The sequence below is a fragment of the Amycolatopsis sp. NPDC004079 genome, assembly GCF_040610415.1.
Lineage (GTDB): Bacteria > Actinomycetota > Actinomycetes > Mycobacteriales > Pseudonocardiaceae > Amycolatopsis > Amycolatopsis halotolerans.
Genome location: NZ_JBEXMH010000006.1, coordinates 47,937 through 73,855 on the forward strand (window position 1 = coordinate 47,937; position 25,919 = coordinate 73,855).

A 25,919-nucleotide genomic window follows, 5' to 3' on the forward strand; every position below is an offset into this window, starting at 1 on the left:
GGGTGGGTGACTGTCCGTAGTTGGTGGGTGACTTGCGGCACAGCTGGTAGTGGATCAAGGACAGAGAGTGCAATTCGGGCAGACAAAAATCGGGGGTCCGTGTTACACCTGAGTAACCAATAGTTGTATCAACTAACTAACTAAACTCCGGGAGGTCTCGTATGTGCGGAATCGCGGGCTGGGTTTCCTACGACACCGATCTCACGCAGCAGCAGGAGATCGCGGACGCGATGACCGAGACCATGGCCTGCCGAGGACCCGACGACCGGGGGACGTGGGTCCGCCGTTCGGTCGCGCTGGGTCATCGCCGGCTCGCCATCATCGACCTGCCGGGCGGCCGGCAGCCGATGAGCGTCAAGACGCCGAACGGCGAGATCGCGATGGTCTACAGCGGCGAGGCGTACAACTTCTCCGAACTTCGTGAAGAACTCACCAAACTGGGCCACCGCTGGGAGACCGACAGCGACACCGAGGTCGTGCTGCACGGGTACCTGCAGTGGGGCACCGAGGTCGTGGACCACCTCAACGGCATGTACGCGTTCGCGATCTGGGACGAGCGCGACCAGAAGCTCGTGATGATCCGCGACCGGATGGGCATCAAGCCGTTCTACTACTACCCCACCCGCGACGGCGTCCTGTTCGGCTCCGAGCCGAAGGCGATCCTGGCGAACCCGTTGGCGCGCAAGGTGGTCGACAGCGACGGCCTGCGCGAGCTGATGGGCTTCACGAAGCGGCCGGGCTGGTCGCTGTGGAAGGGCATGTACGAGGTCGACCCGGCCACCGTCGTGACCGTGACCCGCGAGGGCATCAACACCCGCACCTACTGGAAGCTCGACGCGAAGCAGCACACCGACGACCAGGAGACGACGGTCGCCCGCGTGCGCGAGCTGATGACCGACATCGTCCACCGGCAGCTGGTCGCCGACGTCCCGCGCTGCGTGCTGCTCTCCGGTGGCCTCGACTCGAGCGCGGTCACCGGCCTCGCCGCCGCCCGGCTGGCCGAGCAGGGCGAGCAGCTGCGCACGTTCTCGGTCGACTTTTTCGGGCAGGAGGAGAACTTCCAGCCTGACGAGATGCGCGACACCCCGGACTCGCCGTACATCCGCGACGTCGCCAAGCTCGTCGGTTCCGCGCACCAGGACGTGATGCTGAACCCGGCCGACCTGAGCGACCCCGAGGTCCGCCGCAAGGTGCTGCGCGCCCGCGACATCCCGTCCGGCCTCGGCGACATGGACACGTCGTTGTTCTTGCTGTTCAAGGCGATCCGCGGCGAATCGACGGTCGCGCTGTCCGGCGAATCGGCCGACGAGGTGTTCGGCGGGTACCGCTGGTTCCACGACGAGGCCGCCGTGAAGGCCGACACCTTCCCGTGGCTGGCGTTCCGCAACAGCCTGATGGACGAGCGGGGTTCGCTGCTCGAACCGGGCCTCGCCAAGAAGCTCGATCTGGATTCCTACATCGCCGACCAGTACCGGACCGCGGTGTCCGAAGTGGACTTGCTGGACGGCGAATCCGAGCGGGAGTCCCGGATGCGGGTCATCTGCCACCTGCACCTGACCCGTTTCGTGCGGCAGCTGCTCGACCGCAAGGACCGGATGTCGATGGCGGTGGGCCTGGAAGTGCGCGTGCCGTTCTGCGACCACCGGCTCGTGGAGTACGTCTACAACACGCCGTGGTCGCTGAAGACCTACGACGGCCGGGAAAAGAGCCTGCTGCGGCACGCGACGAAGCACGTGCTGCCCGCGTCGGTGCGGGACCGGGTGAAGAGCCCGTATCCGTCCACTCAGGACCCGGGGTACGCGATCGCGCTGCAGCAGCAGCTCAAGGAAGCCTTGGCGCAGAAGGACAACCCGATGTTCCAGATGGTCGGCAAGGAGTGGCTGCGGCAGTCGGCGGAAACCGACCCGGCGGCGATCAGCCAGGCGCAGCGGGTCGGCATGGACCGGGCGCTGGACCTGCACCACTGGTTCGACATGTACTCGCCGGAACTGGAACTCGACTGACCCGCTCGCCCCGGACCGCCCCAATGCCGCATTGGGTGCGTCTGACGCACCCAATGCCGCATTGGTTGCGTGTCATGCACCCAATGCGGCGTTCGGTGCGTCCTGTGCACCCAATGCCGCATTGGGGTTCTTTCAGCAGCGGGTTCCGGGTCGGCGACGCCGAGGTTCCCGGCCGATGCACCTGATCCGGCGCTGCGGAGATCCGTGAGGGGAACCCTGAGGGACTCTGAGTCCCTCAGGGTTCCCCTCACAGACGTCAGTGGGAGCAGCGGGCAACGCACCCAATGTGGCGTTCGGTGCGTTCAGCGCACCCAATGCCACATTGGGGTGCTTGCGCGAGCGGTGCCGGGCGAGCGGTCAGAAGTCGAGGTGTGCGTCGATCTCGGCGCCGCGGACGTCCAGTTCCGCGCCGGTTCCGCTCAGCAGCCGCCGGGCCGCCGCATTGTCCACAGTGGTCGTTGCGACGAACTTCGCCGCGCCGCCGTCGCGGGCCGCGTCCAGCAGCACCGCGGTCACCTTGCGGCCGATCCCGCGTCCGCGCGCCGAACGGCCGAGCCACACCCCGGCCTCGACCTCCAGCGCCGACCGCCCGGACACCGGCCGCAGCCGGGCCGCCCCGCAGACCCGGCCGTCGACCTCCACGACCCACGTCGTCTCGATCGCGGTGTCCGGATTGAGCGATCGGCGGCGGTGAAACGCGAGAAACGCTTCGCGGCGGGCTTCGGTCCAGCCGGCGGGACCTTCCACCGGCGGCATGACCTCAGTCGGTTCGGCGTCGGCCACCGCGGCTTCCAGAAGCCGCTCGAGCCCCGGCTCGTCGAGCGGGATCAGCACGATCTCGGATTCTCCGGATCCAGGCACGCCCCGCAGCTTGGCACGCGAAGCCGCCGTGCGCTACCCGATCGGCCCAGTCGTTACCAGGGAACGGGCTTGCCGAAGCGGTCGAGGAACTGCAGCCCCGGCTCGCCTGCCTGCGCTTCCAGCACGTCGACGACCGCCGGAACGCTTTCCTCGGGCAGCAACGGCGCGTCCGGCCCGCCGAGCCGCGTCCGGTTGTGGCCGGGATCGATGAGCAGTTTGGTGCGCCCGTCGCCCTCGTGGCGGGTCGCGTAGCTGCGCATGAGCTGGTTGAGCGCGGCCTTGCTCGCCTTGTACAGCTCGTATCCGGGTTCGACGTTCATCGAGATGCTGCCCTGCTCGGAAGACATCACCGCGACCGTGCCGCCCGGCGCGACCAGATCGTGCAGTCCTTCGAGGACTCGCAGCGGGCTCAACGCGTTGGTGATCATGACTTCGGCGAACATCGTCGTCGGCACTTCGCCGATCGGCAGATTCCCTTGGTTGATCGCCGCGTTCACGAAAAGCAGATCGAGCGGACCGTCCACTCTGTCGCTGAGCGCCGCGATCTGTGCTTCGTCAGTCATCTCGAGCCGTTCAGTCCGCATCCCTTCGCGCGGCACCGCACCGTCGCGAGTGGTCGCGATGACCTCCCACCCACGCCGGTCCAGCTCGGTGACCAGCACCAATCCCAGCCCCCGCGAAGCTCCGACCACCAATGCCCGGCGTACCGCCATGGCCCCTCCCTTGTCTAGACGAGACGTCACGTCTAGACAGTAGCACGGTAAGGTGTCCGGTATGCCCGCAGTGAATTCCCAGCCCCGCAGGGCACGCTCCGGCAACCGGCGGGACGAGACCGCGCGCCTGGCCGTGCTCCACGCCGCCGACGACCTCCTGGTCGAGCACGGCTTCGGCGCGCTGACCGTCGAAGCGATCGCGCGCCGCGCCGGGGTCGCGAAGCAGACGATCTACCGCTGGTGGCCGTCCAAGGTCGAAATCCTGCTGGACACGCTGATCGAGGACAGCGCTAAACGCCTGCCGGTGCCGACGGAACTCCCTACGGCGGGGAGCATCCGCGCGTACCTGCGTGATTTCGCGGATTTCCTGACCGAGGACCCGGCGGGGAAATGTCATCTCACGCTGCTGGCCGAGGCGCAGCACGATGTCGGGACCGCGGCGCGGTTCCATGAGCGCTATCTGGAACCGCGGCAGATCGCGGAACGCGAGATGCTGACGACGGCCACCGAGGTGGGCGAGATCTCCCCGGTGCTGGATCCGGAGGCCACAATGGACGCTCTGCTGGGGCCGATTGTCTACTGTGCACTGACGGGGGCGGCGGTGCCGGGGGATTTGGTGGATACGTTGGTGGAGAAGCTTCTTCGTCCGCGATCCTGACCTACCGCCGCACCTCCGCAACCCGCACCGGGCGGTTCTCTCGCCTCGAGACCTCGCACGCCTCCGCGATGTAGAACGCCTCCAGCGCATCCGCCGCCCCCGCGGGCGACGCGATACGCCCGGCCGCCACGTCCAGGAATGCGCGCAGCTCGGCGGCGTAAGCCGTCCGGAACCGCTCCATGAACCCTGGATAAGCCGGTCCCGGCAACGGCCCGAAGCCCGGTTCCACCGACCGCAGCGGAGCCTGCTCGTCCAAGCCCACTACGGCATTCCCCAAGGAGCCGAGGGCCTCGAAGCGCACGTCGTAGCCCGCGCCGTTGTAGCGCGTCAGGGAGACCGTCGCGAGGGTTCCGTCGTCGAGGGTCATCGCGACCGCCGCCGTGTCGACGTCTCCGGCGTCGGCGAAGAACTGCTCGCCCTTGTTGCGCCCCACGGCGAATACCTCCTCGACCTCCCGGCCGGTCACCCAGCGGAGGATGTCGAAGTCGTGCACCCCGCAGTCCCGGAACAGGCCGCCGGAATGCGCGATATAGGCCGCGGGCGGCGGGGCCGGGTCCAAAGTGGTCGCCCGGACGCTGTGCAGCCAGCCCAATTCCCCGCTCTCCACCGCGACCCGCGCGGCCTGGTAGCCCGCGTCGAACCGGCGCTGGAAGCCGATCTGCACCGGGACGTCCGAGTCCGCGATCCGGTCGATCACCGCGAGCGTGCCCGGGATGTCCGCGGCGACCGGCTTTTCGCAGAACACCGGCACCCGCGCGTCGACCGCCTGGATGATCAGCTCCGGATGCGCGTCCGTGGCCGCCGCGACGACCAGGCCGTCGAGACCAGCCCGGAACAGCGCGTCGATACCGTCGACCGCCTCGACCCCGAGCCGAGCGGCGGCCGACCGCGCTCGCGCGGGATCCACGTCCGCGACGACCACCGACGTGACCTCGTCGAAACCCGCCAGCGTTTCCGCGTGCGCGGCGCCGATCCGCCCGGTCCCTGCCAGTCCCAACCTCATCGCTGTGCCTCCCCTGAGTTCGGCCCCGTGGTCTCCCGAACGACCAGGGACGGATGAAGCAGATGCCGCACCGGTTCAGTGCGTTCACCCCGTACCCGTTCCAATAACGCGTCAAAGGCCAGCCGTGCCATTTCCGCGCGCGGCTGGTCCACTGTGGTCAGTGAGATGTGCCGAAGGGAAGCCAGCGACGTGTTGTCGTAGCCCACCACCGAAACGTCCTCCGGCACCCGCAAACCGTGTTCTTCGAGCGCCGAGATCGCGCCGACGGCGTTGAAGTCGTTGCCTGCCAGCAGTGCGGTCGGTGCCGGGGAATACGAAGACAACAGCTCCTGCACCGCCTTTTCGCCCGCGGTGTCGGTGTGTTCACTGCGCACCACGATCGGCTCCAGACCGTGCGCCCGCATCGCCTGCCGGAAGCCTCGACGCCGAGCCGCGGCACCAGCCGCTCCCCCGCCGTCGAGGTGGGCGATCCGGCGGTGCCCCAGCTGTGCCAGATGTTCGACGGCCAACGCCGCGCCAGCCTCGCCGTCGTCGTTCACAGTATCCACAGTGGACAGTCGAGAAGTCCGTGACACCAGCACTACCGGACACTGCCGTGCCGCGGCTTCGATCGCGGCGGCGGGAACCACTGGCGACAACAGCACCACGCCGGCGGGACGGAAGGACAAAAGGCTGCGCAGTGCAGCACCTTCCCGCGAGGGGATCCGGCCGCCGGTGTTGAGGATCAAGTCGAAACCGGCGGCCTGGGCCGCCGCGTCCAGACCCTCCACGACATCGGCGAAGAACGCGTTGCGCAGGTCGTTCACCATCACGCCGAGCACCGTCGACGTCCGGCTCGCCAGCGATCGTGCCATCACATGCGGCGAATAGCCCAGCTCGTCAGCCGCTTTCCGCACCGCCGCGCGCCGCTGCGCCGAGACGTTCGGCGCGTTGCGCATCACGAGCGAAACCAGCGCCCGGGAGACCCCGGCGCGTGCGGCGACATCCTCCATGGTGGGCTTCCCCATCCGAAAACCTCCCCGGAGAAGCGCTTGACGCGACGGGTCGGACGCTACAAGCTTAGAGCGCTCTAATCAAGGGCACCGAAGCACTGTCCCCCGACCGGAGAGGGATCCATGACCGCGAAGATCCGCGTCGCCGCCGCCCCGATCTCGTGGGGGGTCTGCGAGGTGCCCGGCTGGGGCCGAGTGCTCGAAGCCCCTGTCGTGCTCAGCGAAATGACCGAACTGGGCGTCACCGCAACGGAATTGGGCCCGCCTGGCTATTTGCCGCGCGAACCGTCCGAGTTGAAGACGCTCCTGGGAAGCCACCGGCTCGAACTCGTCGGCGGCTTCCTTGCCGTGCCGCTGCACGAAAATCCGGACGCGGCCATTGCCGAAGCGGAAGACTCAGCGGCACTCTTCGCGGCCTGCGACGGCGGAATGCTCGTCCTCGCCGCCGCAACCGGTCTCGACGGTTACGACAAACGGCCCACCCTCACCGAGGCCGAATGGTCCACTTTGGTCAGCACGGCAGGCAAGATCCGCGACACAGCGGCGAAACACGGCCTCCGCACCGTCCTGCACCCGCACGTCGGAACGCACGTGGAGACCGAGGCGGAGGTCGAACGTTTCCTCGCGGACTCGGATCTTCAGCTCTGCCTGGACACCGGCCATCTCCTGATCGGCGGCACCGACCCGGTCGCGCTCGCCCAGCGGCACCCCGGGCGCGTCGGTCATCTGCACCTCAAGGACGTCCGCGGCGAGCTTGCCGAAGCCGTCCGCACCGGAAAGCTCCCGTATACCGAAGCCGTCGGCAAGGGTCTCTACGTGCCGCTCGGCGAGGGCGACGTGGACATCGAGGCCATGGTCCGCTCCGTCGCCGGGGCGGGCTACGACGGCTGGTACGTGCTGGAACAGGACACCGCGCTGAGCGACGACAGTCCGGTGGACCGCCCCGGCCAAGACGTCGCGACCAGCCTCTCGTACCTGCGGAAAATCACCGGCTGATCGTGAAAACCAAGCGAGGAGAGACAACGATGTCCCATCGCTGGAAGCGCGCGGGCCGCTCCGGCCGCTCAGTGGCGAGCCTGCTGGCCGCGGGCTTGCTGCTGACGGCGTGCACCGGTCCGGCCGCCGAGCCGAAAACGACCGCGCCCGCGGCGGCCCCGACGCCGTCCGGGCCGCTGAAGGTTTCGGTCATCACCCACGGCACCGCGGGCGACGCGTTCTGGAACGTGGTGAAGAACGGCGCCGAACAAGCGGGCAAAGACCTTGGTGTGCAAGTCGAATACACGTCAGACGGCGACCCAGGCGCACAGGCGAAGCTGATCGACAACGCAGTCGCGCAGCAGACCGGCGGACTCGTGGTGTCGATGGCGAACCCGGAAGCGCTGCGCCCGTCCATCGAAGCCGCCGTGCGCGCCGGGATCCCGATGATCACGATCAACTCCGGCGAGGACAAGAGCGCGGCGTACGGGGCGCTCACGCACGTCGGGCAGAACGAGTCGATCGCCGGTCAGGAAGCCGGGAAGAAGTTCAAGGACCTCGGCAAGCACAAGCTGCTGTGCGTGATCCACGAGGCCGGAAACGTCGGGCAGGCGCAGCGTTGCGACGGCGCGAAGACCGGGTTCGCCGGCACCGTCCAGACCCTGCAGGTGGACATCTCCAACCCGACCGACGCCGAGTCGCGCATCCGCGGCGCGGTGCAGACCGACTCCTCGATCGACGCGGTCCTCACGCTGAACTCGCAGGTCGCCGCCCGTGCGGTGAGCGCGATCAAGGCGGTGAACTCGAAGGCGCAGGTCGCCACGTTCGACCTCAACTCCGACGTCGTGGCCGCGATCAAGGCGGGCGACGTGCTCTTCGCGGTCGACCAGCAGCAGTACGAACAGGGCTATCTCCCGGTGCAGTTCCTGAAGCTGTACCGGGACAACGCGAACGTCGTCGGCGGCGGCAAACCGGTGCTCACCGGACCCGACCTGGTCGACAAATCCACAGTGGACAAGGTCGGCCAGTACGTGCAAAGGGGCACCCGATGACGACCCTCGACGAACGCCTGGCGAAACCGCGGCTGACCGACCGGCTGGTGGTGCGCCCGGAAATCGGCGCGCTGCTCGGCGCGGTCGTGGTGTTCCTGTTCTTCACCTTCGCCACCGACAAGTTCTTCAGCGCCAGCGGAGCCGCGACCTGGCTGGACGACGCGGCGACGCTGGGCATCATGGCGGTGGCCGTGTCACTGCTGATGGTCGGCGGCGAATTCGACCTGTCCGCGGGCGTGCTGACCGCGTCGACGTCGCTGGTCACCGCGATCCTGGCCACCCAGGCGGGCTGGAACGTGTGGCTCGCGCTGCTCGTCTCGCTGGTGTTCGCGCTGACGGTCGGCGCGTTCAACGGCTGGCTCGTGATGAAAACCGGACTGCCGAGCTTCATCGTCACGCTCGGCACTTTCCTCGCCCTGCAAGGGTTGAACCTCGGCGTAACGCGACTGGTCACCGGCACCGTGCAAGTCTCGGGCATGCGTTCGACCGACGGTTACGCGTCCGCCGGGTTCGTCTTCGCCTCCACAGTGGACATCGGCGGGACACCGTTCCAGATCTCCATCGTCTGGTGGCTCGGCGCGATCGCGGTGGCGGCGTGGCTGCTCCTCCGGACGCGATTCGGCAACTGGATCTTCGCGGTCGGCGGTTCCGCCGCGAGCGCGCGTTCGGTCGGCGTTCCGGTGGTGCGCACCAAAATCCTGCTCTTCATGGGCACCGCGCTGGCCGGCTGGCTGGTCGGTTCGATCAACATCCTGCGCTTCGCGAGCGTCCAGGCGAATCAGGGCATCGGGCTGGAATTCCAGTACATCATCGCGGCGGTGATCGGCGGCTGCCTGCTGACCGGCGGGTTCGGCTCGGCCGTCGGCGCGGCGATCGGCGCGCTGATCTTCGGCATGGCGCGCCAGGGCATCGTGTTCGCCGGCTGGGACAACGACTGGTTCATGCTGTTCCTCGGGATCATGCTGCTGGCGGCGGTCCTGGTCAACAACGCATTGCGGCGGCGCGCGGAAAGGGTCCGGCGATGAACGCTCTCCTCGAGGTCAAGGACGTCGGCAAGCGTTACGGCACCGTGGTCGCGCTGCGCGAGGTGTCCACAGTGGTCAATGCGGGCGAGGTCACCTGCGTGCTGGGCGACAACGGCGCGGGAAAGTCCACTTTGATCAAGATTCTCGCCGGGGTGCACCAGCACGACGAAGGCGAGTTCCTCGTCGAAGGCTCCCCGGTGCGGTTCTCCTCGCCTCGCGAAGCGCTGGATCGCGGGATCGCCACCGTGTATCAGGATCTCGCGGTCGTTCCGCTGATGAGCGTGTGGCGCAACTTCTTCCTCGGCTCCGAACCGACCGTCGGCTTCGGCCCCTTCCGCGCCTTGGACCGGCGCAAAGGCCGGGAACTGACAAAGAAAGCCCTCGCCGACCTCGGCATCGACCTGCGCGACGTCGAACAGCCGGTCGGCACGCTGTCCGGCGGCGAACGGCAGTGCGTCGCGATCGCCCGGGCCATCCACTTCGGCGCGAAGGTGCTGATCCTGGACGAACCGACGGCCGCGTTGGGCGTGAAGCAGGCCGGGGTCGTGCTGAAGTACGTGGCCCAGGCCCGCGACCGGGGCCTGGGCGTCGTCCTGATCACGCACAATCCGCACCACGCGTACCCGGTGGCCGACCGCTTCCTGCTCCTCAAACGCGGCGCGGCGCTCGGCTCCTACGAGAAAGCGGAGATCGACCTGGCCGAGCTGACCCGGCAGATGGCCGGCGGGGCGGAGCTGGAGGCGCTGGAGCACGAGCTGCGGTCGTGAGCGGCAATCACGGTGAGAACCGGCTGAGAACCGGCATTGCCACTCACGAGGTCACCTTCTCCAGCCACGGCCGCACCACTGGCAGCACCGCCGCCGCCTGCATCCCGCTCATGTGGTCCAGCCCGTCGAGCACCTCCACGGTCCACCCACGCGCCGCCAGTTCGGCGCGTTCCCGCAGCAACGGCCCAGCGATGTCGACGGTCACCCCGCCCCACCGCTCGCTGTACACGATCCGATCCTCCGACCCCGCGAAGCACAACCGCGTGCACGACAGCTCGACCGCCCGATCGTCGAAGTTCTGCAACGCCTCATACAACGTCACGAACTGCTTCGTCTGGCCCGTCGACAACGTGACGTCCACCGAATCCCAGTCCCCCGGCTCAGCTTCAGTGTCGGCCGACGGGCCAGCAAGCGCCATCTCGTGCGTCGCCCGGGTCACTGCGAGCATTGCCGCATACGGCCCGTCCAGCGGCGGATACCCGCCCATCACCAACGCGTCCAGCCGATCCGTGCGCAACGCCAGCTGCAGCCCGGACAACGCCAGCCACGAATAGCCGTAATACGAGAACCGATCCGCCTCGACCGCGTCCGCCACCGCCAGGAAATCGGCCGCGACCACGTCCGGCGTCAGGTCGGCCGGATGCGCCATCCGGTGCCCCTGGTAGTCGAAGGCCACCACCCGGAACCCGGCGAATCCCTCGATCAGCGAACGGCCCAGCTCCGGATCAGTGCCCCACTGCCGGGCCGCCTCGGCCTCCGGTCCTTCGGCAGGCCGGGGGTCGACCGGGAGCAGCAGCACCGGCCCGTCCCCGTGTACCTGCGCTTCGATCCTCGTTCCATCATGCAGAGCAGCTTCAGCCATCTCATCTCTTTACGTCGTAAAGTATCGCCGGACACGAGGATACTATACGACGTAAAGAGATGTCGAATCAGCTGGTGACGGCAGGCGACGCGGCCTCGTCGACCAGCTTGCGCGGGGCCCCGGACCCGTCCGCGGGCACCGACCACACGGCGTTCTCGAGGCCGTAGAGGATCGTGTGGTCGTCCTGCCACAGCGCCTGGTCGTCAACACTGCGGGTCTCGGCGAGCGCGGTCTCGCGCATCGTCTTGAGGTCGAGCACGGACAGCCGCCAGACGCCCTCGCCGACCTTCTTCTTGAACGCGATCCGCGTTTCGTCCGGCGACAGCGACGGGCATTCGACGTTTTCCCGCAGCGCCTTGCCGCGGTAGGTGTCGTAGTCGCCTTCGATCAGGTACGTCTTGCCTTTGGAGCCCAGCGTCGAGAAGAAGCGCTTGCCGTCCTTGGCGAACGTGATGCCCCAGTAGTTGACGTCGGAGGAGAAGTACCGCTTCCCGTCGACCAGGACCGGCAGCTCCTCGATCGTCTTCTCCAGCTCGCCGTTGTCCAACTGGTAGACCCCGGCGCGCGTCGAAAACCCGGTGGCAGCGTAGGAATCGCCGGTGACGAAGAGCGTCCAGTACACCCGTTTGCCGTCCGGCGAAACGCGCGCTCGGCTCGGCGTTCCCGGCAGATAGTCCTTGTGCGTGGTGTTGAGATTCCGGTCGAGGACGCTGAAGTCGCTGACCGCGGGCAACGTGCCGGGGCGCACCGCAAGACACATCCCAGTCGTACCGGACACGGCGAACCGGTCGCACTTCAGATCGCTGAACTTCGGCGCGGCACCGGGATTCGCCAACGGGACAACGCCGACATTGCCCGTCTTCGTGCTCCGGAAGAACAACTGTCCCGGTGCGAGCGAAAGATGCTCCACCTTCGCGGGTTCGGCCGGGCTAGGCCGCGCGGCAACCGTGTAGACCACTGCGGCAGCCGCGAGCACCACGGTGCCGACAACAGCGAGAAGAACCTTTTTCATTTGCGCACCGGCCTTGCGAAAGCGGCGCCGAGCGCCACGACAGCGAGCGCTCCGGCAGCCGCGAGAACTGCGGGCTGAAGGTCCCACAACGTCCAGGCGAGTCCGAAGAGGACAGAGGAAAGCATCCGGGCGGCAGCCTGTCCAGTTTGGACCACCGCGAGACCGGTCGCCCGAAGGTCAGCAGGCACCAGCGGTCCGGCAGCAGCCATCAGCACGCCGTCGGTAGCCGCGTAGAACACGCCGTGCAGCCCCAACGCGAGAGCCGCTAGCCAGAATCCGGACACCGGCCCGCACAACGCGATCAATGCGGCGACGAGCGCGACGTGCCCGCCGAGGAACACCGGCCAGCGCCCGATCCGGTCGGCCAGCTTGCCCAGCGGAACCGCCAGCACCAGATAGATCCCAGCAGTGCCGAGCGGCAGCAACGGAAAGAATGTCGCCGCGACATCCCAGCGCCGCTGAAGGACGAGGTACACAAAGGAATCGCCGAGAGTCACGAACCCGAGCAGCGCCGCCCACACCGCCACGCGGCGGAAACCCCGGTCCCGCAACAGCCCGAACGCCGCCCGCACGGACACCGCGGCCCGGTCGGCGATGTCCTGCTTGTGGTCGCGGACGAACAACACCAGCAGCATGACCGCGATCGCCGCGATGCAGAAACTGGTGAAGAACACCGACGTGTAGCTGCCGAGACTCAGCGCGAGCACGGCCATCGCCACCAGCGGGCCGAGGAACGCGCCGACGGTGTCCATCGCGCGGTGCACGCCGAACGACCGGCCGAGCGTGTCGGGCTCGCTGCTGAGCGAGATCAACGCGTCGCGCGGGGCCGTGCGCAGGCCCTTTCCGGTGCGGTCGGCGGCGAGCACCACGCCGATCGCCGCGACCGACGAACCGGCCGCGACCAGGCCGAGCTTGCACACCGCGGACAAGCCGTAGCCGAACCCGGCGACCGCCTTGAGCCTTCGCCACCGGTCGGCCAGATGCCCGCCGAGCACGCGGACCACGGCGGTGGCTCCCGCGTAAAGCCCGTCGAGCAGGCCGAACTGCAGCGGGTTCAGCCCGAGGCCGAGCACCAGGTACAGCGGGAGCACCGCGGTCACCATCTCCGAGGAGATGTCGGTGACCAGGCTGACCGCGCCGAGTGCGACGACGTTCGCCGACACCCGGCGCAGGCCGGCCTTCCGCTCGGTGCCCGCCGCGACGTCCGAACTACGGCTTGTCGCGATGTACACGGCCGGCCCCTAGTTGTGGCAGGTGTAGGTCGGGCTGCTGTCCTGGACCTTGCCGTCGAGACCGATCAGCTGCTCGGAGAAGGTGTTGTCGGTCATCGTCAGCTTCAGCACGCCGAAGGTGTCCTTGAGCAGCTTCGCCGTGGTCGGGTGCGCGGAGTGGACCGGGTACGGGTTCGCGCCGCCCATGCCGCCGATGATCTCGACCGGGCCGGCCGGGTCCGCCTTGCCGCTCGCGTTCTGCTGGTTGAACCGTTCGTAGTGGTGGTCGTGGCCGTTGAGGACCAGGTCGACCTTGTTCTGCGCGAACAGGTCCCACAGCTGCTTGGAACCGCGCTGGTCGCCGTGGTCGCCGGAGCTCCACCGCGGGTGGTGGTAGTACGCCGCGACGCAGCCCTTGGTGTTCTTCGCCAGGTCCTGCTTGATCCAGTTCATCTGGTCGGTGTCCTGGAGCTCGCCGCCGTCCTTGTCGTCGACGAAGCCGTTGGAGTCGATCGCGATGAAGTGCCAGTTGCCCATTTCCCAGCTGTAGTAACGCTTTCCGTTGGGCGTGGCGATCTTGCCGAAGTACTGCTCGTAGGCCTGGAACGGCTTGTTGTCGTCGTAGGTCTCGTGATTGCCCGGGATCGGGTGCGTGATGCTCTTGAACTTGCCCCAGGTCTTGTCGTAGTAGTCCTTGAAGTTCTGCAGCGTCAGACCGGTGTCCTCGGCGTCGTACTGGTTGTCGCCCATGGTGATCACCGCGGCGGGGTTCATCCCCTGGACCAGCTTCGCGGTCTTCGGGTGCACGCAGCTGGAGCTGCTGGCGGTGCACTGCTCGGCGATGTCTCCGGCCGCAGCGAGGACGAACGTGTTGCCCGCGGTCCCCGGCTTCGTGTGCACCTTGACCGAGGTACTGGCCGGCGAAGTGTTTCCGGCGGCGTCCTTCGCGCGGACGGTGTAGGTGTAGTCGGTGTCCGGCGAAAGGCCGTTGTCGGTGTAGGACGTGGACGTGCTGGTGGCGACGGACTTGCCGTCCCGGAGCACGTCGTACCCGCTGACGCCGACGTTGTCCGTCGCGGCGGCCCAGGTCAGCGCGACGCTGTTGGAGCCGATGTCACCTGCGGCGAGGTTCGACGGAGTGGTGGGTGCCTGGGTGTCGCCGGACGAGTCTGGAGTGCCGTACGCCTGAAGTTCCCAGAGGGAGTAGCCGTACTTCGTGGCGCGCTCGGTGCCGACGAAGCGCAGGAACCGGCCGTGCCCGGACAACCCGGTGAGGTCGTCGGTTCCGCCGTCGCCGTTGGTGATCGTCGCGATCGGCTTGAAGTTCTCGCCGTCGTCGGAGATCTCGACGCGGTACTTCTTGGCGTAGGCGTCTTCCCAGTTCAGCTTGACCCGGTGGATCGTGGCAGCCTGGCCGAGGTCGACGCGCAGCCACTGGGCGTCGGCGCTGACCGCACTGGCCCAGCGCGTCTTGAGGTTCCCGTCGACGGCGTTGTCGCCGCCGAGCGTGGACGTCTCAAGCGTCGAGGTGCTGACCGGTTTTCCTTGGGACAGCAGCACATCGGCGGCAGCGGCATGGGCGTCGCGCGCGGGCGAGACCGCGGCGGGCAGCAACACCACCGCGGCGGCCGGTAACGCGAACCGGGCGAGACTTCGGACACGGGACGAGGGCACGTCGCACTCCTTCGGGCCGGACGGGAACAGGGCGGCGGCGTTACGGTTCTGCGGCGTCTCGTTGCGTTATTGCGTTAAGAAAGTTTCCTAACTAAAACCGCAGAGTAGCGGGCCCGGTTTCTCCCGACAAGCCCGGAACGGACGTGAAACGATCAAGACCGCCCGATCAGCGGAACGCCCCGTCCCGCCCGCGAAAGTGCCGTGAGGGGAACCCTGAGGGACTCTGATTCCGTGAAGGTGGCCCTCACGACCCGCAAGTACGTGAAGGTGGCCCTCACGGACTTGCGCGAGTCCGTGAGGGCCACCTTCACGGACCTCAGCTCTGCAGCAGCCGCCGGACTTCCTGCACCGCCGCGCGCCCGGCCCGGTTCGCCCCCACCGTGCTCGCCGACGGCCCGTACCCGACCAGATGCAGCCGCGGCTCGGCGACCACGCGCGTCCCGTCCATCCGGATCCCGCCGCCGGACGTCCGCAGATGCAGCGGAGCCAGGTGATCGATCGAAGCCCGGAACCCGGTCGCCCAGAGGATCAGGTCGGCGGGCTCGAAACTCCCGTCCTCCCAGACGACCCCGTCGGGAACCAGCCGCGAGAACATCGGCCGCCGCTCCAGATATCCCGCCGCGCGCCCGGCGAGCACCTGCGGCGTCACCGGCAGATCCGTCACGCTCACGACGCTCTCCGGCGGCAGCCCGGCCCGCACCCGCTCGTCGACCTTCGCCACCGCCATCCGTCCCCAGTCCTCGCTGAACTCCTCCTCGCGCCAGACCGGCGGACGCCGCGTCACCCACACCGTCGAACGCGCGACCGGGCCGATCTCCATCAGCAACTGCACCGCCGACGTCCCGCCGCCCACGACCACCACGCGCTGGTCACGAAATTCCTCAGCACCGCGGTAATCCGCCGTGTGCAGCTGCCGTCCGGCGAAACTGCCGGGATACCGCGGCCAGAACGGCCGATCCCACGTCCCCGTCGCGCTGATCACCGCACGCGCCGCCCACGTCTCCGCGGGCGATTCGACCACCAGCCGCTCACCCGCGCGCCGCACCGCAGTCACGTCGACCGGACGGTGCACCGGCAAGTCATACGTCTTCTCGAAGCGCCCGAAGTACTCCGACACGGCCTCGCTGGCGGGCCGCGTCGCGTCCGGAGTCCCGAACGCCATCCCCGGCAGGTCGTGGATCCCGTGCACCTTCCCGACCACCAGCGACGGCCACCGGTACTGCCACGCGCCGCCCGCGCGTTTGCCGTGGTCGAGCACGACGAACCCGCGTTCGTTCGCGAACCCGGCTCGGCGCAGGTGATACGCCGCCGACAGCCCGGCCTGCCCGGCCCCGATCACCACGACGTCGGTCTCGTGATCCGCAGTGCTCATACAACGTTCAACAATTGCCCGCGCCCGGTATTTCCGGCTCAGACCGCCACGCGGTTCCGGCCGCCGTCTTTCGCCCGATACAGCGCGGCGTCGGCCGATCGCAACACCTCGTCGAGCGTGGCGCCCGCCTGCGGGTAGCACGCGACGCCGACGGACACGGAGAGTCCGCTGATCCGCAGCGGACCTCCCACCGCGACTGTCAGCTCCCCCACCGCGATCCGCACCCGTTCGGCGATTCCGAGCACGTCGGTGTCGCCGGTCGCGGGCAGCAGGACCACGAATTCCTCGCCGCCGAACCGGCCGACCGTGTCGCTTTGCCGCACTGAAGCCTCGATCGCCACGGCAACCGCGGCCAGCACCTCGTCGCCGGTGAGGTGACCGTACGTGTCGTTGATGCGCTTGAAGTGGTCGAGATCGATCATCAATACGGCGAACCCGCTGCCGGTCCCCCGCCGCCTCGCCCGAGTGAACTCACGGGTCGCGAGTTCGTGCCAGCCCGCGGTGTTGAGCAGCCCGGTTTTCTCGTCGGTCACGACCGCCACCTGCAACTGCTGTTTCACCAGGAGATAGCGATGCAGCAACAACAACGGTGGCAGCACTAACACGACCAGAACCGGTTGATGGACGAACGCCAGCGCCGCGAGACCGCCGAGGCAGAGCGTCGCGATCTCGAAGGCGTTGTCCTCCCAGGTGCCGATGAGGTCCGCGGGCGAGCGGCTGTTCGTGTACAGGTAGATGCCCGTCGCTACTAGCACGACGTTCACCAGTTCAAAGGCAGCTGCCGCCAATACGAGCGCGAGGACGCCGTACGCAGTGTCGAGCCGCGCTTGATCCAGACCGCCGATGGTCAACACCGCGGACGCCGCGAAGCACGACAGCATCGCCCACGCCGTACTCGCCGCAAAGCGATGCGCGGGCCGCGTACGCACGTGTCGCCACACTCGCAGCCACAGATGCAGGTACAGCACCAACGCCAGCAACGCGACCCACGCCGGCGGCAGCAGGAACGCGCCGGCGAGATACCAGACAGACGTGACGTTGATGTGCGTCTGGCCGCTCATCCACCGTCGCAGGCGTTCGATCCGCCGCGACATTTCGGCCTGCGCGATGCCCAGCCCGACGAGCACTCCGAACGAACTGAACTGCACCGGGCCGCCGAAGCCGGTCGCGAGACCCGTCACCGTGACTGCCACGGCGACGGCCTCGCAGCCCATGGCGTAGCCGATCCAGCGCCGCCGCGCGACCGCCCACATCGTCCAGCGCGGCGGCCAGCCGCGCCAGGCCGTCACCGCGCCGCGCACCCCGATGGGGACAGGTGCCTGCGTCACGGGCGCCCCCACGCGAAATTCGGCCTACGGAAGTTGCCCAGCGTAGCGGGTCCACTCCGGATCTAGCCGAACCGAGGGAAAAACCACTCCGTTCGCTGCCCGCTGGGCACGCTCTGAGTAGAGCGAGCGGGCAGTCTCCTGGCCGGTTACCGGCGGCGCAGCTTCCGCACGATCGCCAGGACGATCAGCAGCACGACCGCGCCCGCGGCCACCGGGGCGAGCCGCTTCACGACGGACTGGCCCGCGTAGTCGAGCAGGTCGATCGCCTCGGTCTCGCCGGTCGAACCGCCTGCCGGAACGCTCCGCAGCCGCGGCTTCTCCTCGGCGACCGGCTTCTCCTCGGTCTTGGGTGCTTCAGCGGGCTTCTCGGCGGGCTGCTCGGCGGCCTTTTCCGCCGGAGCCGCCGCCGGGGCCTCTTCGGCCGGAGTCTCCAGCGAGGCCGCGAGGTTCCCCGCGAAGGTGTCCAGGATCTTGCCGCCCACCTCGGAGATCAGCCCGCGCCCGAACTGCGCCGGGCGTCCGGTGATCGCCAGGTCGGTGGCGACCGCGCCGTGCGTGCCGCCGTCGCGTTCGGTGAGCGTGAGGGTGACCGTCGCGGCCGCGGTGCCGCCGCCGCGCGAGTCCTTGCCAGACGCCTTGATGACGACCTTGCGGGCCGCCTCGTCCTTCTCCAGGAACTCGCCGGTTCCCTTGTACAGCAGCGAAATCGGCCCCAGCTTGACCTTCACCGTGCCCGCGAAGGTGTCGCCCTCCACCTTGGTGAGCGAGGCGCCCGGCATGCACGGGGCGACCCGTTCCGGGTCGATGACGGCCTGCCAGACCTCCCCGATCGGGGCGGGGACGGTGAATTCGTGGTCGAGCCGCACGGGCCGACCTCCTCTCCTGCGCACTGCGTCGAGCCGTTGCCGTCCACCTTACGGCCGTCTCCCGGTCGCCGTTGTCGCGAAGGACTCCTTGGGGGAATCAGATTCCCCCAAGGAGTCCTTCACGGCCGGTCCGCTAGGCGCCCACCGCCGCCGCGACAGCACGCCCAGTCAGCACCCGCGCGAGGTGCTGCCGGTATTCGACGTCGGAATTGCCGTCCGCGACCGGGTTGGTGCCCTCGGCCGCGTGCGCGGCGGCCGCCCGGATCGTCTCCGCGTTGGCCCGCGCGCCGAGCAACGCCTGCTCGACGCCAGTCGCCCGGACCGGCGTCGCGCCCATGTTCGTCAACGCCACCCGGGCTTCCTCGATCACGCCGCCCTCGGTGCGCACGGTGGCCGCCACCGCGCACATCGACCAGGCCTGGGCGACCCGGTTGAACTTCTCGTAGTGCGCCCGCCAGCCGGTGTGCTTGGGCAGCCGCACCTCGACGAGCAGCTCGTCCGGAGCCAGCGCGGTGGTGAAGTAGTCCTGGAAGAACTCCGCCGCGGGCACCGTGCGCCGGCCGTTCGGACCGGCCAGCACCAGCTCGCCGTCCAGCGCCAGCACCGGAGCCAGCAGGTCGCCGGCCGGATCCGCGTGCGCGATCGCGCCGCCGAACGTGCCGCGGTGCCGCACCTGCGGATCCGCGACCGTGTCGGTCGCCTCCTTCACCAACGCGGCGTGCTCGGCGATCAACGCGTCGCGCTGGACCTCGTAATGCGTCGTCATCGCACCGACCACGAGCGCGTCGCCGTCCTCGCGCACTCCGCGCATTTCGGCGACCTTCCCAAGGTCGACCAGCGTGGTCGGCGCGGCAAGACGCATCCGCAGCACCGGCAGCAGGCTTTGTCCGCCCGCCAGCACCTTGGCGTCCTCGCCCGCCGCGGCGAGCGCCTGCACGGCTTCGTCCACCGTGGACGGAGCGACGTAGTCGAACGGAGCCGGGATCACTGGGCACCTCCGGAGGCGTCGATCGAACCGAGACCGCCGCCGGCCTCGCCGCCGGGTCCGCCGGCATTGGCGCCGCCGCCCCGCACCGCGTTCCACACGCGCATCGGCGTGAGCGGCATTTCGATGTCGTTCACCCCGAACTGGCGCACCGCGTCGACCACCGCGTTGACCACGGCGGGCGTCGAAGCGATGGTGCCCGCCTCGCCGACTCCCTTGGCTCCCAACGGGTTCGTGGTCGACGGCGTTTCCGTGCGGTCCGTGGTGAAGGACGGCAGGTCGGCCGCCGAGGGCAGCAGATAGTCGGCGAATGTGCCGGTGGTGAGCGTGCCGCTTTCGTCGTGCACGGCCTCCTCGAACAACGCCTGCGCGATGCCCTGCGCGAGCCCGCCGTGCACCTGGCCTTCCACGATCAGCGGGTTGACCACCTTGCCGACGTCGTCCACGCAGACGTACGAACGCAGTTTCACCTGGCCCGTTTCAGTGTCCACTTCGGCCGCGCACAGGTGAGTGCCGTGCGGGAAGGAGAAGTTCTCCGGGTCGAAGGTGGCGTCGGAATCGAGCGACGGTTCGACGCCGTCCGGCAGGTTGTGCGCGGCGAACACCGCGAGCGCGATGTCCTGGATCGTCGTCGACGAATCCGTGCCCTTCACGGTGAACTTGCCGCCGGAGTACTCGAGGTCGTCCTCCGAACACTCCAGCAGATGCGCGGCGATCGGCTTCGCCTTCGCGACCACCTTCTCCGCCGCTTTGACGATCGCGATACCGCCGACGACCAGCGAACGCGAGCCATACGTGTCGAGGCCCTTGTGCGAGGACTGCGTGTCGCCGTGCAGCACTTCAACGTCCTCGAAGGACACCCCCAGCTGGTCGGCGACGATCTGGCTCCACGCCGTTTCGTGCCCCTGGCCGTGCGCCGACGCGCCCGTCGTCACCTCGACCTTGCCGGTCGGCAGCATCCGCAGCGACGCGTATTCCCAGCCGCCAGCGCCGTAATCAAGCGAACCCAGCACCCGCGACGGCGCGAGCCCGCACATCTCGGTGAACGTCGAAATCCCGATGCCGAGCTGCACGGGATCGTTCGCCTCGCGGCGTTCCTTCTGCTCGCGGCGCAGCGCGTCGTAGCCGAAGAGTTCCTTCGCCTTCTCGGTCGCGGCCTCGTAGTTGCCGGAGTCGTAGGTGAGCCCGCAGACCGTGGTGAACGGGAATTCCTCGTGCTTGATCCAGTTCTTTTCGCGCAGCTCCACCGGGTCCATGCCCAGCTCGTCGGCCAGCTCGTCCATGATCCGCTCGATCGCGAACGTCGCTTCCGGACGGCCCGCGCCGCGGTAGGCGTCGGTGAGCGTGGTCGTGGTGAACACGTTGGTGCAGGCGAAGTGGTAGGCCGGGATCTTGTAGATCGCGTTGAACATGAACGCGCCAAGAATCGGCACGCCCGGCCCGACCAGGCCGTTGTACGCGCCGAGGTTGGCGAGCAGTTCGACCTTGAGCCCGGTGACCGTGCCGTCGGCCTTCGCGGAGATCGTGATGTCCTGGATCTGGTCGCGGCCGTGGTGCGCGGCGAGCATCGTCTCGGACCGGGATTCGTTCCACTTCACCGGTTTGCCGAGCTTGTTCGCGACCAGCACGGACATCATTTCCTCGGGCAGCACGCCGATCTTGCCACCGAACCCGCCGCCGACGTCCGGGGCGATCACGCGCAGCTTGTGCTCCGGGATGCCCAGCGTCAGCGCGGACATCACGCGCAGGATGTGCGGCACCTGGGTGGCCGACCACATGGTCAGCTGCGCGCCGGTCGGGTCGACCACGCACGCGCGCGGCTCCATGAACGCGGGCACCAGGCGCTGCTGACGGAACCGCCGCTTGAGCACGACCTCCGAAGAGGACAGTGCCTCCTCGACATTGCCGCCCGTGCCCGCCTCGGCCGAATCGAAGACCCAGAAGGCGTTCTTGTTGCTGCCCAACTCCTCGTGCACGAGCGGCGCGTCTTCGGCGAGCGCGGCTTCCAGGTCGAGAACTGACGGCAGGTCTTCGTACTCGACCTCGATCGCCTCGAGCGCGTCATGCGCCTCCGCGGACGACCGCGCGACCACCACGGCCACGCCCTCGCCAGCGAAATTCACCCGATCCGACGCCAGCACCGGACGCCGCGGCGCGGCCATGTCCGGCGTGATCGGCCACGCGCACGGCATGCCGATCGCGCCCTCGGGGTCGAGGTCAGCGGCGGTGTAAACGGCAACGACACCAGCGGCTTCCTTCGCCGCGGACGTGTCGATCGAAACGATCTTGGCGTGTGCCAGCGGACTCCGGAGCACCGCGAGATGCAGCATCCCCGGCAACGCGATGTTGTCCGTCCACCGGGTGCGCCCGGTGATCAGCCGCTCGTCTTCCTTGCGGCGCCGGGACTTTCCTACCTCGGGTTCGACAGTGGCAGTCATCATTCACCACCCACGCCGACGTGGTTGGGCTGATCGATCTTCTCGGCTTCCGGCCCCGCACCAGGACTCATGTGCTGCGCGGCGTCGCGAACCGCCTTCACGATGTTCTGGTAACCCGTGCAGCGGCAAAGATTGCCCTCAAGCCCCTCGCGGACGGCCTGCTCGTCCGGGTCCGGATTGTCGGCCAGCAGGTCGATGGACTGCATGATCATGCCCGGGGTGCAGAACCCGCACTGCAGCGCGTGATTGTCGTGGAAGGCTTGCTGGACCGGGTGCAACTGGCCGTCGCGGGCCAGCCCCTCGATGGTGGTGACCTCGCATCCGTCGGCCTGCACGGCGAGGACGGAACAGGATTTCACGCTGTGCCCGTCGAGATGGACGGTGCACGCGCCGCAGTTGCTGGTGTCGCACCCGACGACGGTGCCCACCTTCCCGACCCGTTCCCGTAAGTGGTGGACGAGCAGGGTGCGCGGCTCGACGTCATCGGTGTATTTCGTGCCGTCGACAGTGACGGTGATGCGCATCAAAGGCCTCCAAGTGCAAATGCCCGCCAGCCCCGGCGGAGGCGGCGGGCCGGTTCGGGAACGGCCAAGGCGCGATCGTGATCGGCCTCACAGGCGAGCGTGCTACGCCTTTCGCGCGCGGACAAGTCCTGATGTCGCACGTCGCCGGGTCGGTTCCGCAGATGCGGGTTTTTCGGTGGTTTTGCCGCGCAGATGCGTGAAACCGGACGGGTGATTTTTCGGCCGCCCGGGGTGGTAGGCGGATCTTCCCGAGAGGGCGCGGTTTCGTGACGGCGGTTCACCGGGTTTCGTTGCGGGAAGGGGCTTTCCCGGCGGATTGCGTCGCTGAGGCACGCCGTTCCGCCAGTCCGGCCGGACTGCCTGATCTCAGACTGGACGGTTCTGGCTGGTGCCGCACTTCCTGGCGGCTAATAGCCCCGCCGCGACTGCCGGCGATGCACCGTCCCAGCCTGCCAAGTCAGCGAATCCGCTCAGTCAGCTGTGAATCCGCCCGGTCAACGCCGCCAGCCGCCGCCCGGTTCCGCTCCAGCGCAGTGCGATGATCTCCGCCGCGATCGACACGGCCGTCTCCTCCGGCGTGCGCGCACCCAAGTCGAGGCCGATCGGCGACGACAACCGTTCCAGCTCGCCCTCGGTGATCCCCGCCTCGCGCAGCCGCGAGAACCGGTCGTCGTGCGTCTTGCGCGAGCCCATCGCGCCGACGTACCCGACGTCGAGCCGCAACGCGACCTCCAGCAGCGGCACGTCGAACTTCGGATCGTGCGTGAGAACCGCGATCGCCGTCCGCGCGTCGATCCGGCCCGCGTCGGCCTCGGCCTTCAGGTAGCGGTGCGGCCAGTCGACGACCACGTCGTGCGCCTCCGGGAACCGGCTGCTGGTCGCGAACACCGGACGTGCGTCGCAGACCGTCACCTGGTACCCGAGATAGGCACCCATCCGTGCCATCGCGGCAGCGAAGTCGATGGCACCGAACACCAGCAGTCGCGGCGGCGGTTCGAAGGAGTTCACGAAAACCGCCATGCCCTCGCCGCGGCGCTGCCCGTCCGGTCCGTAGTGGAGCGTCCCGGTGCGTCCCGCGGCGAGAAGCCCGCGCGCGTCGTCGGCGACGGCATCGTCCATCCGGGACGAGCCAAGGGACCCCTCGACCCGATCCGGCCACACGATCATGTGCTCGCCGACCAGTCCGGGCGTCTCGTGCTCCACGATCGTGACGACCGCGACCGGCTCGCCGCCGCGCACCGACTCGACGACGCGCTCCAACTCCGGCATCGACGCCCGGTCCACCGGCTCGACGTAGATGTCGATGATCCCGCCGCAGGTCAGCCCGACCGCGAAGGCGTCGTCGTCGCTGACGCCGTAGCGCTGCAAAACCGGCTTCCGCTCGGCGACGACGTCGTTGGCCAGCTCGTAGACCGCGCCCTCGACGCAGCCGCCGGACACGCTCCCGACGACCGTGCCGTCCGGCGCGACCATCATCGACGCGCCCGGTGCCCGCGGCGCCGACGAAAACGTGGCCACCACCGTGCCGAGCCCGACCGTTTCGCCCGCCTGCCAGCGGCGGTACACGTCGTCCAGTACGTCACGCATCGGCAATCTCCCCGAGGAGTCGTTCCAACGTCGCCAGGCTGTGCCCGGCCAGCAACCGGTCGATGTGCGGCAGGGCGGCCACGATGCCGGATTGGACCGGAGCATAACCCTCGCGCCCCGCGTGCGGATTCACCCAGAATACGGCGTGCGCGAGGCGACGCAGCCGGCCGAGCTGCTCGGCGAGCAAGCTGACGTCGCCGCGCTCCCACCCGTCAGAGAACACGGTGACTACCGCGCGTCGCGCGAACCCGCGCTGCCCCCACCGGTCGAGAAACACCCGGAGCGTCTCGCCAAGCCGCGTCCCACCAGCGAAATCAGGCACCGCGGTGCCAGCGGCGAGCATCGCCTGCTCCGGATCGCGCTGCCTGAGCTGCCGGGACACCCGCGTCATCCGAGTACCCAGCGTGAACACCTCGACCGACATCGGCGCCGCCCGCGCGACAACGTGCGCGAACCGCAGCAACGCGTCGGCGTACGGACTCATCGAGCCGGAAACGTCGATCAGCAACACGACTTTCCGCGCCCGCGTCCCCCGTCGATGATGCGCCAGCCGCACGGGCTCGCCCCCGGACGCGAGCATGGCGCGCAAAGTCCGCGCCGGATCAAGCGCACCACGATGCGCCGGTGTCCGCCGCGCCGCGCGTCGCCGGGGCAGCACCGGCCGCAGCGTCGCGAGCAACTCCCGGAGGTGCGCCCGCTCAGCCTTGGTGAGCTCGGCGAGATCCCGATGCCGGAGAACCTCATGATCGCTGGCCGCGACCCGGAGCGTGTCGTGGGATTCCTGGCTGCTGTCCCCGTCCCCGCCAGCAGCGACGAGAGGTGCGATCCGGGCCTGCTTCCGCACCGGAGTCCCCGCGGTCGCCCTAGGACTGTCGTCTCCCTCGAACCACCGGGCGAAGGCTTCCTCGTAGCGAGGCAGGTCGTCGGGGTCGGAGCAAAGGGTCAGCCGCCCGACCCAGTAGAGCTGCGTCGGCCGAGCAACATCAACCTTCGCCACGGCGGACAGGTATGCCTGCACCCGCCGCGCGTCACAGGCGACGCCCGCCTCCCGCAATGCCGCCGCGAACCCCGTGTAACCGGCGAGGGGGTCGGCGACTTCGGTGGTCATGTCCCCCATTGTGACCCCAATGCCAGCACCCGCGCCGCGACAGCCTGGCGCAGCTTGTCCTGGTGTACAGCGCGTACGCCGACCGCCCTTGACTCAGCCTGACGCGGTCGATCAGGCGGCCCGGGCCGTGTTTCAGCAAGCTGGGATTGCCACTCGGCTCCCCCGCGCCGCACCTGGTTCGACTCAGCAACCCCGAGTCGCGGTTGTTCGGCCGCGGTCCGCCGGTTGTCCGCAGTGATCTTGGTGCGCAGAGGCTTTTGGCGGCGCAGGTGTCTTTGGCCGCGCGGAGGCTCTTGGGCGCACCGAGGCTCGTGACCGGGCCGAGGCTCGTGACCGCGCGGAGGCTCTTGGCCAGGCCAAGGTTCTTGACCAAGCCGAGACTCGTGACCGGGCCAAAGTTCTTGACCGCGCGGGGGCTCTTGACCGGGCCAAGGCTCTTGGCCGAGCCAAGGTTCTTGGGCGCGCGACGGTTCCGGCTTGAGCTGCTCCAGCTCGCCAGTGTTCCTCCGCACCGCCATTTCAGAGTGAACCGCGTCGCCCCCGCAGATGTTCCGGCGCACGCCATTCTTGTTCCAGACCGCCGCTCCGCAAGACAACAAGCCCTGCGCACCCCAAGCCATGCTCCGCCCGAAGCCGCACTCAGCGCGCCCGCCACGCAACCCTCCGCGCGTCCACGACGAAACCTCCAAAGGCCCACACCCCCGCGCCAACCACGGCACCCGGCGAAGGGCGGCCGCGCACGCCGTCCCGCCTCCGGGACAGCGTGCGCGGACCGTGGTTGCGCGCGGCGGCCAGCCCCGGTAGCACAGGGCGGGCGCGCGGAACCTTCAGGAAAGAACGGGAACTCAGCGGACGGCCGGGAGGGCAGTCCGGGCGAAGTCGGTCACGAGCCCTCCTTCCGGC

At 68.6% G+C, this 25,919-nt stretch carries 22 protein-coding genes; 6 read left to right on the forward strand and 16 right to left on the reverse strand.

Features of this window, described 5'->3' with window-relative positions; genetic code table 11:
- Window positions 1-161: 161 nt before the first annotated feature.
- Window positions 162-2,003, forward strand: coding sequence for an asparagine synthase (glutamine-hydrolyzing) (gene asnB / locus ABZX37_RS08380; RefSeq protein ID WP_354737303.1), 1,842 nt, complete (start codon window positions 162-164; stop codon window positions 2,001-2,003).
- Window positions 2,004-2,360: 357 nt separating this feature from the next.
- Here asnB and ABZX37_RS08385 read toward each other — a convergent pair whose 3' ends face one another.
- Both ABZX37_RS08385 and ABZX37_RS08390 read right to left on the reverse strand, forming a co-directional pair.
- Window positions 2,361-2,864, reverse strand: coding sequence for a GNAT family N-acetyltransferase (locus tag ABZX37_RS08385; protein WP_354737305.1), 504 nt, complete (start codon window positions 2,862-2,864; stop codon window positions 2,361-2,363).
- Window positions 2,865-2,917: 53 nt separating this feature from the next.
- Window positions 2,918-3,577: an SDR family NAD(P)-dependent oxidoreductase gene (locus ABZX37_RS08390; RefSeq protein ID WP_354737307.1), complete on the reverse strand. Its 660-nt coding sequence runs from the start codon at window positions 3,575-3,577 to the stop codon at window positions 2,918-2,920.
- Window positions 3,578-3,638: 61 nt separating this feature from the next.
- On the opposite strand from ABZX37_RS08390, the gene ABZX37_RS08395 reads away from it, so the two are divergent.
- A complete protein-coding gene (locus ABZX37_RS08395) occupies window positions 3,639-4,235 on the forward strand; it encodes a TetR/AcrR family transcriptional regulator (protein WP_354737309.1) in 597 nt (198 codons plus the stop codon).
- Between the two features lies 1 nt (window position 4,236).
- Here the strand turns inward: ABZX37_RS08395 and ABZX37_RS08400 are convergent, their stop codons facing one another.
- Complete coding sequence (locus ABZX37_RS08400) at window positions 4,237-5,238, reverse strand: Gfo/Idh/MocA family oxidoreductase (protein ID WP_354737311.1); 1,002 nt, start codon at window positions 5,236-5,238, stop codon at window positions 4,237-4,239.
- Window positions 5,235-6,245 (reverse strand): LacI family DNA-binding transcriptional regulator, encoded by a 1,011-nt coding sequence (locus tag ABZX37_RS08405; protein WP_354737313.1) that lies wholly within the window; start codon window positions 6,243-6,245, stop codon window positions 5,235-5,237. The genes ABZX37_RS08400 and ABZX37_RS08405 overlap by 4 nt, the downstream gene beginning before the upstream one ends.
- A 108-nt stretch (window positions 6,246-6,353) precedes the next feature.
- On the opposite strand from ABZX37_RS08405, the gene ABZX37_RS08410 reads away from it, so the two are divergent.
- Genes ABZX37_RS08410 through ABZX37_RS08425 form a run of 4 tightly spaced genes read left to right on the forward strand, consistent with a single transcriptional unit; the run spans window position 6,354 to window position 10,049 of the window.
- The gene (locus ABZX37_RS08410) at window positions 6,354-7,226 is read left to right on the forward strand and encodes a sugar phosphate isomerase/epimerase (RefSeq protein WP_354737315.1); all 873 of its coding nucleotides are present in this window, start codon (window positions 6,354-6,356) and stop codon (window positions 7,224-7,226) included.
- A 29-nt stretch (window positions 7,227-7,255) separates the two neighbouring features.
- The gene (locus tag ABZX37_RS08415; RefSeq protein WP_354737317.1) at window positions 7,256-8,257 is read left to right on the forward strand and encodes a sugar ABC transporter substrate-binding protein; all 1,002 of its coding nucleotides are present in this window, start codon (window positions 7,256-7,258) and stop codon (window positions 8,255-8,257) included.
- Window positions 8,254-9,282 (forward strand): ABC transporter permease, encoded by a 1,029-nt coding sequence (locus tag ABZX37_RS08420; RefSeq protein WP_354737319.1) that lies wholly within the window; start codon window positions 8,254-8,256, stop codon window positions 9,280-9,282. The genes ABZX37_RS08415 and ABZX37_RS08420 overlap by 4 nt, the downstream gene beginning before the upstream one ends.
- Window positions 9,279-10,049, forward strand: coding sequence for an ATP-binding cassette domain-containing protein (locus ABZX37_RS08425; protein ID WP_354737321.1), 771 nt, complete (start codon window positions 9,279-9,281; stop codon window positions 10,047-10,049). The genes ABZX37_RS08420 and ABZX37_RS08425 overlap by 4 nt, the downstream gene beginning before the upstream one ends.
- Window positions 10,050-10,092: 43 nt before the next feature.
- On the opposite strand, the gene ABZX37_RS08430 is transcribed toward ABZX37_RS08425, so the two are convergent.
- The 12 genes from ABZX37_RS08430 to ABZX37_RS08485 all read right to left on the reverse strand — a co-directional run bounded on the left by ABZX37_RS08430 (window position 10,093) and on the right by ABZX37_RS08485 (window position 25,016).
- Window positions 10,093-10,911, reverse strand: coding sequence for an alpha/beta hydrolase (locus ABZX37_RS08430; protein ID WP_354737323.1), 819 nt, complete (start codon window positions 10,909-10,911; stop codon window positions 10,093-10,095).
- 67 nt (window positions 10,912-10,978) lie between these two features.
- Window positions 10,979-11,923 (reverse strand): hypothetical protein, encoded by a 945-nt coding sequence (locus ABZX37_RS08435; protein WP_354737325.1) that lies wholly within the window; start codon window positions 11,921-11,923, stop codon window positions 10,979-10,981.
- Complete coding sequence (locus ABZX37_RS08440; RefSeq protein ID WP_344285943.1) at window positions 11,920-13,155, reverse strand: MFS transporter; 1,236 nt, start codon at window positions 13,153-13,155, stop codon at window positions 11,920-11,922. The genes ABZX37_RS08435 and ABZX37_RS08440 overlap by 4 nt, the downstream gene beginning before the upstream one ends.
- A 9-nt stretch (window positions 13,156-13,164) precedes the next feature.
- Window positions 13,165-14,808: a discoidin domain-containing protein gene (locus tag ABZX37_RS08445; protein WP_354737327.1), complete on the reverse strand. Its 1,644-nt coding sequence runs from the start codon at window positions 14,806-14,808 to the stop codon at window positions 13,165-13,167.
- Window positions 14,809-15,124: 316 nt separating this feature from the next.
- Window positions 15,125-16,180, reverse strand: coding sequence for an NAD(P)-binding domain-containing protein (locus tag ABZX37_RS08450; protein WP_354737329.1), 1,056 nt, complete (start codon window positions 16,178-16,180; stop codon window positions 15,125-15,127).
- Between the two features lie 38 nt (window positions 16,181-16,218).
- The gene (locus ABZX37_RS08455; RefSeq protein WP_354737749.1) at window positions 16,219-17,433 is read right to left on the reverse strand and encodes a GGDEF domain-containing protein; all 1,215 of its coding nucleotides are present in this window, start codon (window positions 17,431-17,433) and stop codon (window positions 16,219-16,221) included.
- Between the two features lie 221 nt (window positions 17,434-17,654).
- Window positions 17,655-18,374 (reverse strand): SRPBCC family protein, encoded by a 720-nt coding sequence (locus ABZX37_RS08460; protein WP_354737331.1) that lies wholly within the window; start codon window positions 18,372-18,374, stop codon window positions 17,655-17,657.
- 133 nt (window positions 18,375-18,507) lie between these two features.
- Entirely contained in the window at window positions 18,508-19,362 is an 855-nt protein-coding gene (locus ABZX37_RS08465; protein ID WP_354737333.1) for a xanthine dehydrogenase family protein subunit M, read from the reverse strand.
- Window positions 19,359-21,797, reverse strand: a complete 2,439-nt coding sequence (locus ABZX37_RS08470) for a molybdopterin cofactor-binding domain-containing protein (protein WP_354737335.1) — start codon at window positions 21,795-21,797, stop codon at window positions 19,359-19,361. Before ABZX37_RS08470 ends, ABZX37_RS08465 begins: the two co-directional genes overlap by 4 nt.
- A complete protein-coding gene (locus ABZX37_RS08475; protein WP_354737337.1) occupies window positions 21,797-22,321 on the reverse strand; it encodes a (2Fe-2S)-binding protein in 525 nt (174 codons plus the stop codon). The genes ABZX37_RS08470 and ABZX37_RS08475 overlap by 1 nt, the downstream gene beginning before the upstream one ends.
- Window positions 22,322-22,795: 474 nt before the next feature.
- Window positions 22,796-23,908, reverse strand: coding sequence for an XdhC/CoxI family protein (locus ABZX37_RS08480; protein WP_354737339.1), 1,113 nt, complete (start codon window positions 23,906-23,908; stop codon window positions 22,796-22,798).
- Window positions 23,901-25,016, reverse strand: a complete 1,116-nt coding sequence (locus tag ABZX37_RS08485) for a VWA domain-containing protein (RefSeq protein ID WP_354737341.1) — start codon at window positions 25,014-25,016, stop codon at window positions 23,901-23,903. Before ABZX37_RS08485 ends, ABZX37_RS08480 begins: the two co-directional genes overlap by 8 nt.
- Window positions 25,017-25,919 lie beyond the last annotated feature (903 nt).

Excerpts from the sequence above, each read along its gene's own strand:
- asnB (WP_354737303.1), top strand. The coding sequence starts at position 162 with ATGTGCGGAATCGCGGGCTGGGTTTCCTACGACACCGATCTCACGCAG.
- ABZX37_RS08390 (WP_354737307.1), bottom strand. The coding sequence starts at position 3,577 with ATGGCGGTACGCCGGGCATTGGTGGTCGGAGCTTCGCGGGGGCTGGGA.
- ABZX37_RS08395 (WP_354737309.1), top strand. The coding sequence starts at position 3,639 with ATGCCCGCAGTGAATTCCCAGCCCCGCAGGGCACGCTCCGGCAACCGG.
- ABZX37_RS08400 (WP_354737311.1), bottom strand. The coding sequence starts at position 5,238 with ATGAGGTTGGGACTGGCAGGGACCGGGCGGATCGGCGCCGCGCACGCG.
- ABZX37_RS08405 (WP_354737313.1), bottom strand. The coding sequence starts at position 6,245 with ATGGGGAAGCCCACCATGGAGGATGTCGCCGCACGCGCCGGGGTCTCC.
- ABZX37_RS08410 (WP_354737315.1), top strand. The coding sequence starts at position 6,354 with ATGACCGCGAAGATCCGCGTCGCCGCCGCCCCGATCTCGTGGGGGGTC.
- ABZX37_RS08415 (WP_354737317.1), top strand. The coding sequence starts at position 7,256 with ATGTCCCATCGCTGGAAGCGCGCGGGCCGCTCCGGCCGCTCAGTGGCG.
- ABZX37_RS08420 (WP_354737319.1), top strand. The coding sequence starts at position 8,254 with ATGACGACCCTCGACGAACGCCTGGCGAAACCGCGGCTGACCGACCGG.
- ABZX37_RS08425 (WP_354737321.1), top strand. The coding sequence starts at position 9,279 with ATGAACGCTCTCCTCGAGGTCAAGGACGTCGGCAAGCGTTACGGCACC.
- ABZX37_RS08430 (WP_354737323.1), bottom strand. The coding sequence starts at position 10,911 with ATGGCTGAAGCTGCTCTGCATGATGGAACGAGGATCGAAGCGCAGGTA.
- ABZX37_RS08435 (WP_354737325.1), bottom strand. The coding sequence starts at position 11,923 with ATGAAAAAGGTTCTTCTCGCTGTTGTCGGCACCGTGGTGCTCGCGGCT.
- ABZX37_RS08450 (WP_354737329.1), bottom strand. The coding sequence starts at position 16,180 with ATGAGCACTGCGGATCACGAGACCGACGTCGTGGTGATCGGGGCCGGG.
- ABZX37_RS08455 (WP_354737749.1), bottom strand. The coding sequence starts at position 17,433 with ATGTGGGCGGTCGCGCGGCGGCGCTGGATCGGCTACGCCATGGGCTGC.
- ABZX37_RS08470 (WP_354737335.1), bottom strand. The coding sequence starts at position 21,797 with ATGACTGCCACTGTCGAACCCGAGGTAGGAAAGTCCCGGCGCCGCAAG.
- ABZX37_RS08475 (WP_354737337.1), bottom strand. The coding sequence starts at position 22,321 with ATGCGCATCACCGTCACTGTCGACGGCACGAAATACACCGATGACGTC.
- ABZX37_RS08480 (WP_354737339.1), bottom strand. The coding sequence starts at position 23,908 with ATGCGTGACGTACTGGACGACGTGTACCGCCGCTGGCAGGCGGGCGAA.
- ABZX37_RS08485 (WP_354737341.1), bottom strand. The coding sequence starts at position 25,016 with ATGACCACCGAAGTCGCCGACCCCCTCGCCGGTTACACGGGGTTCGCG.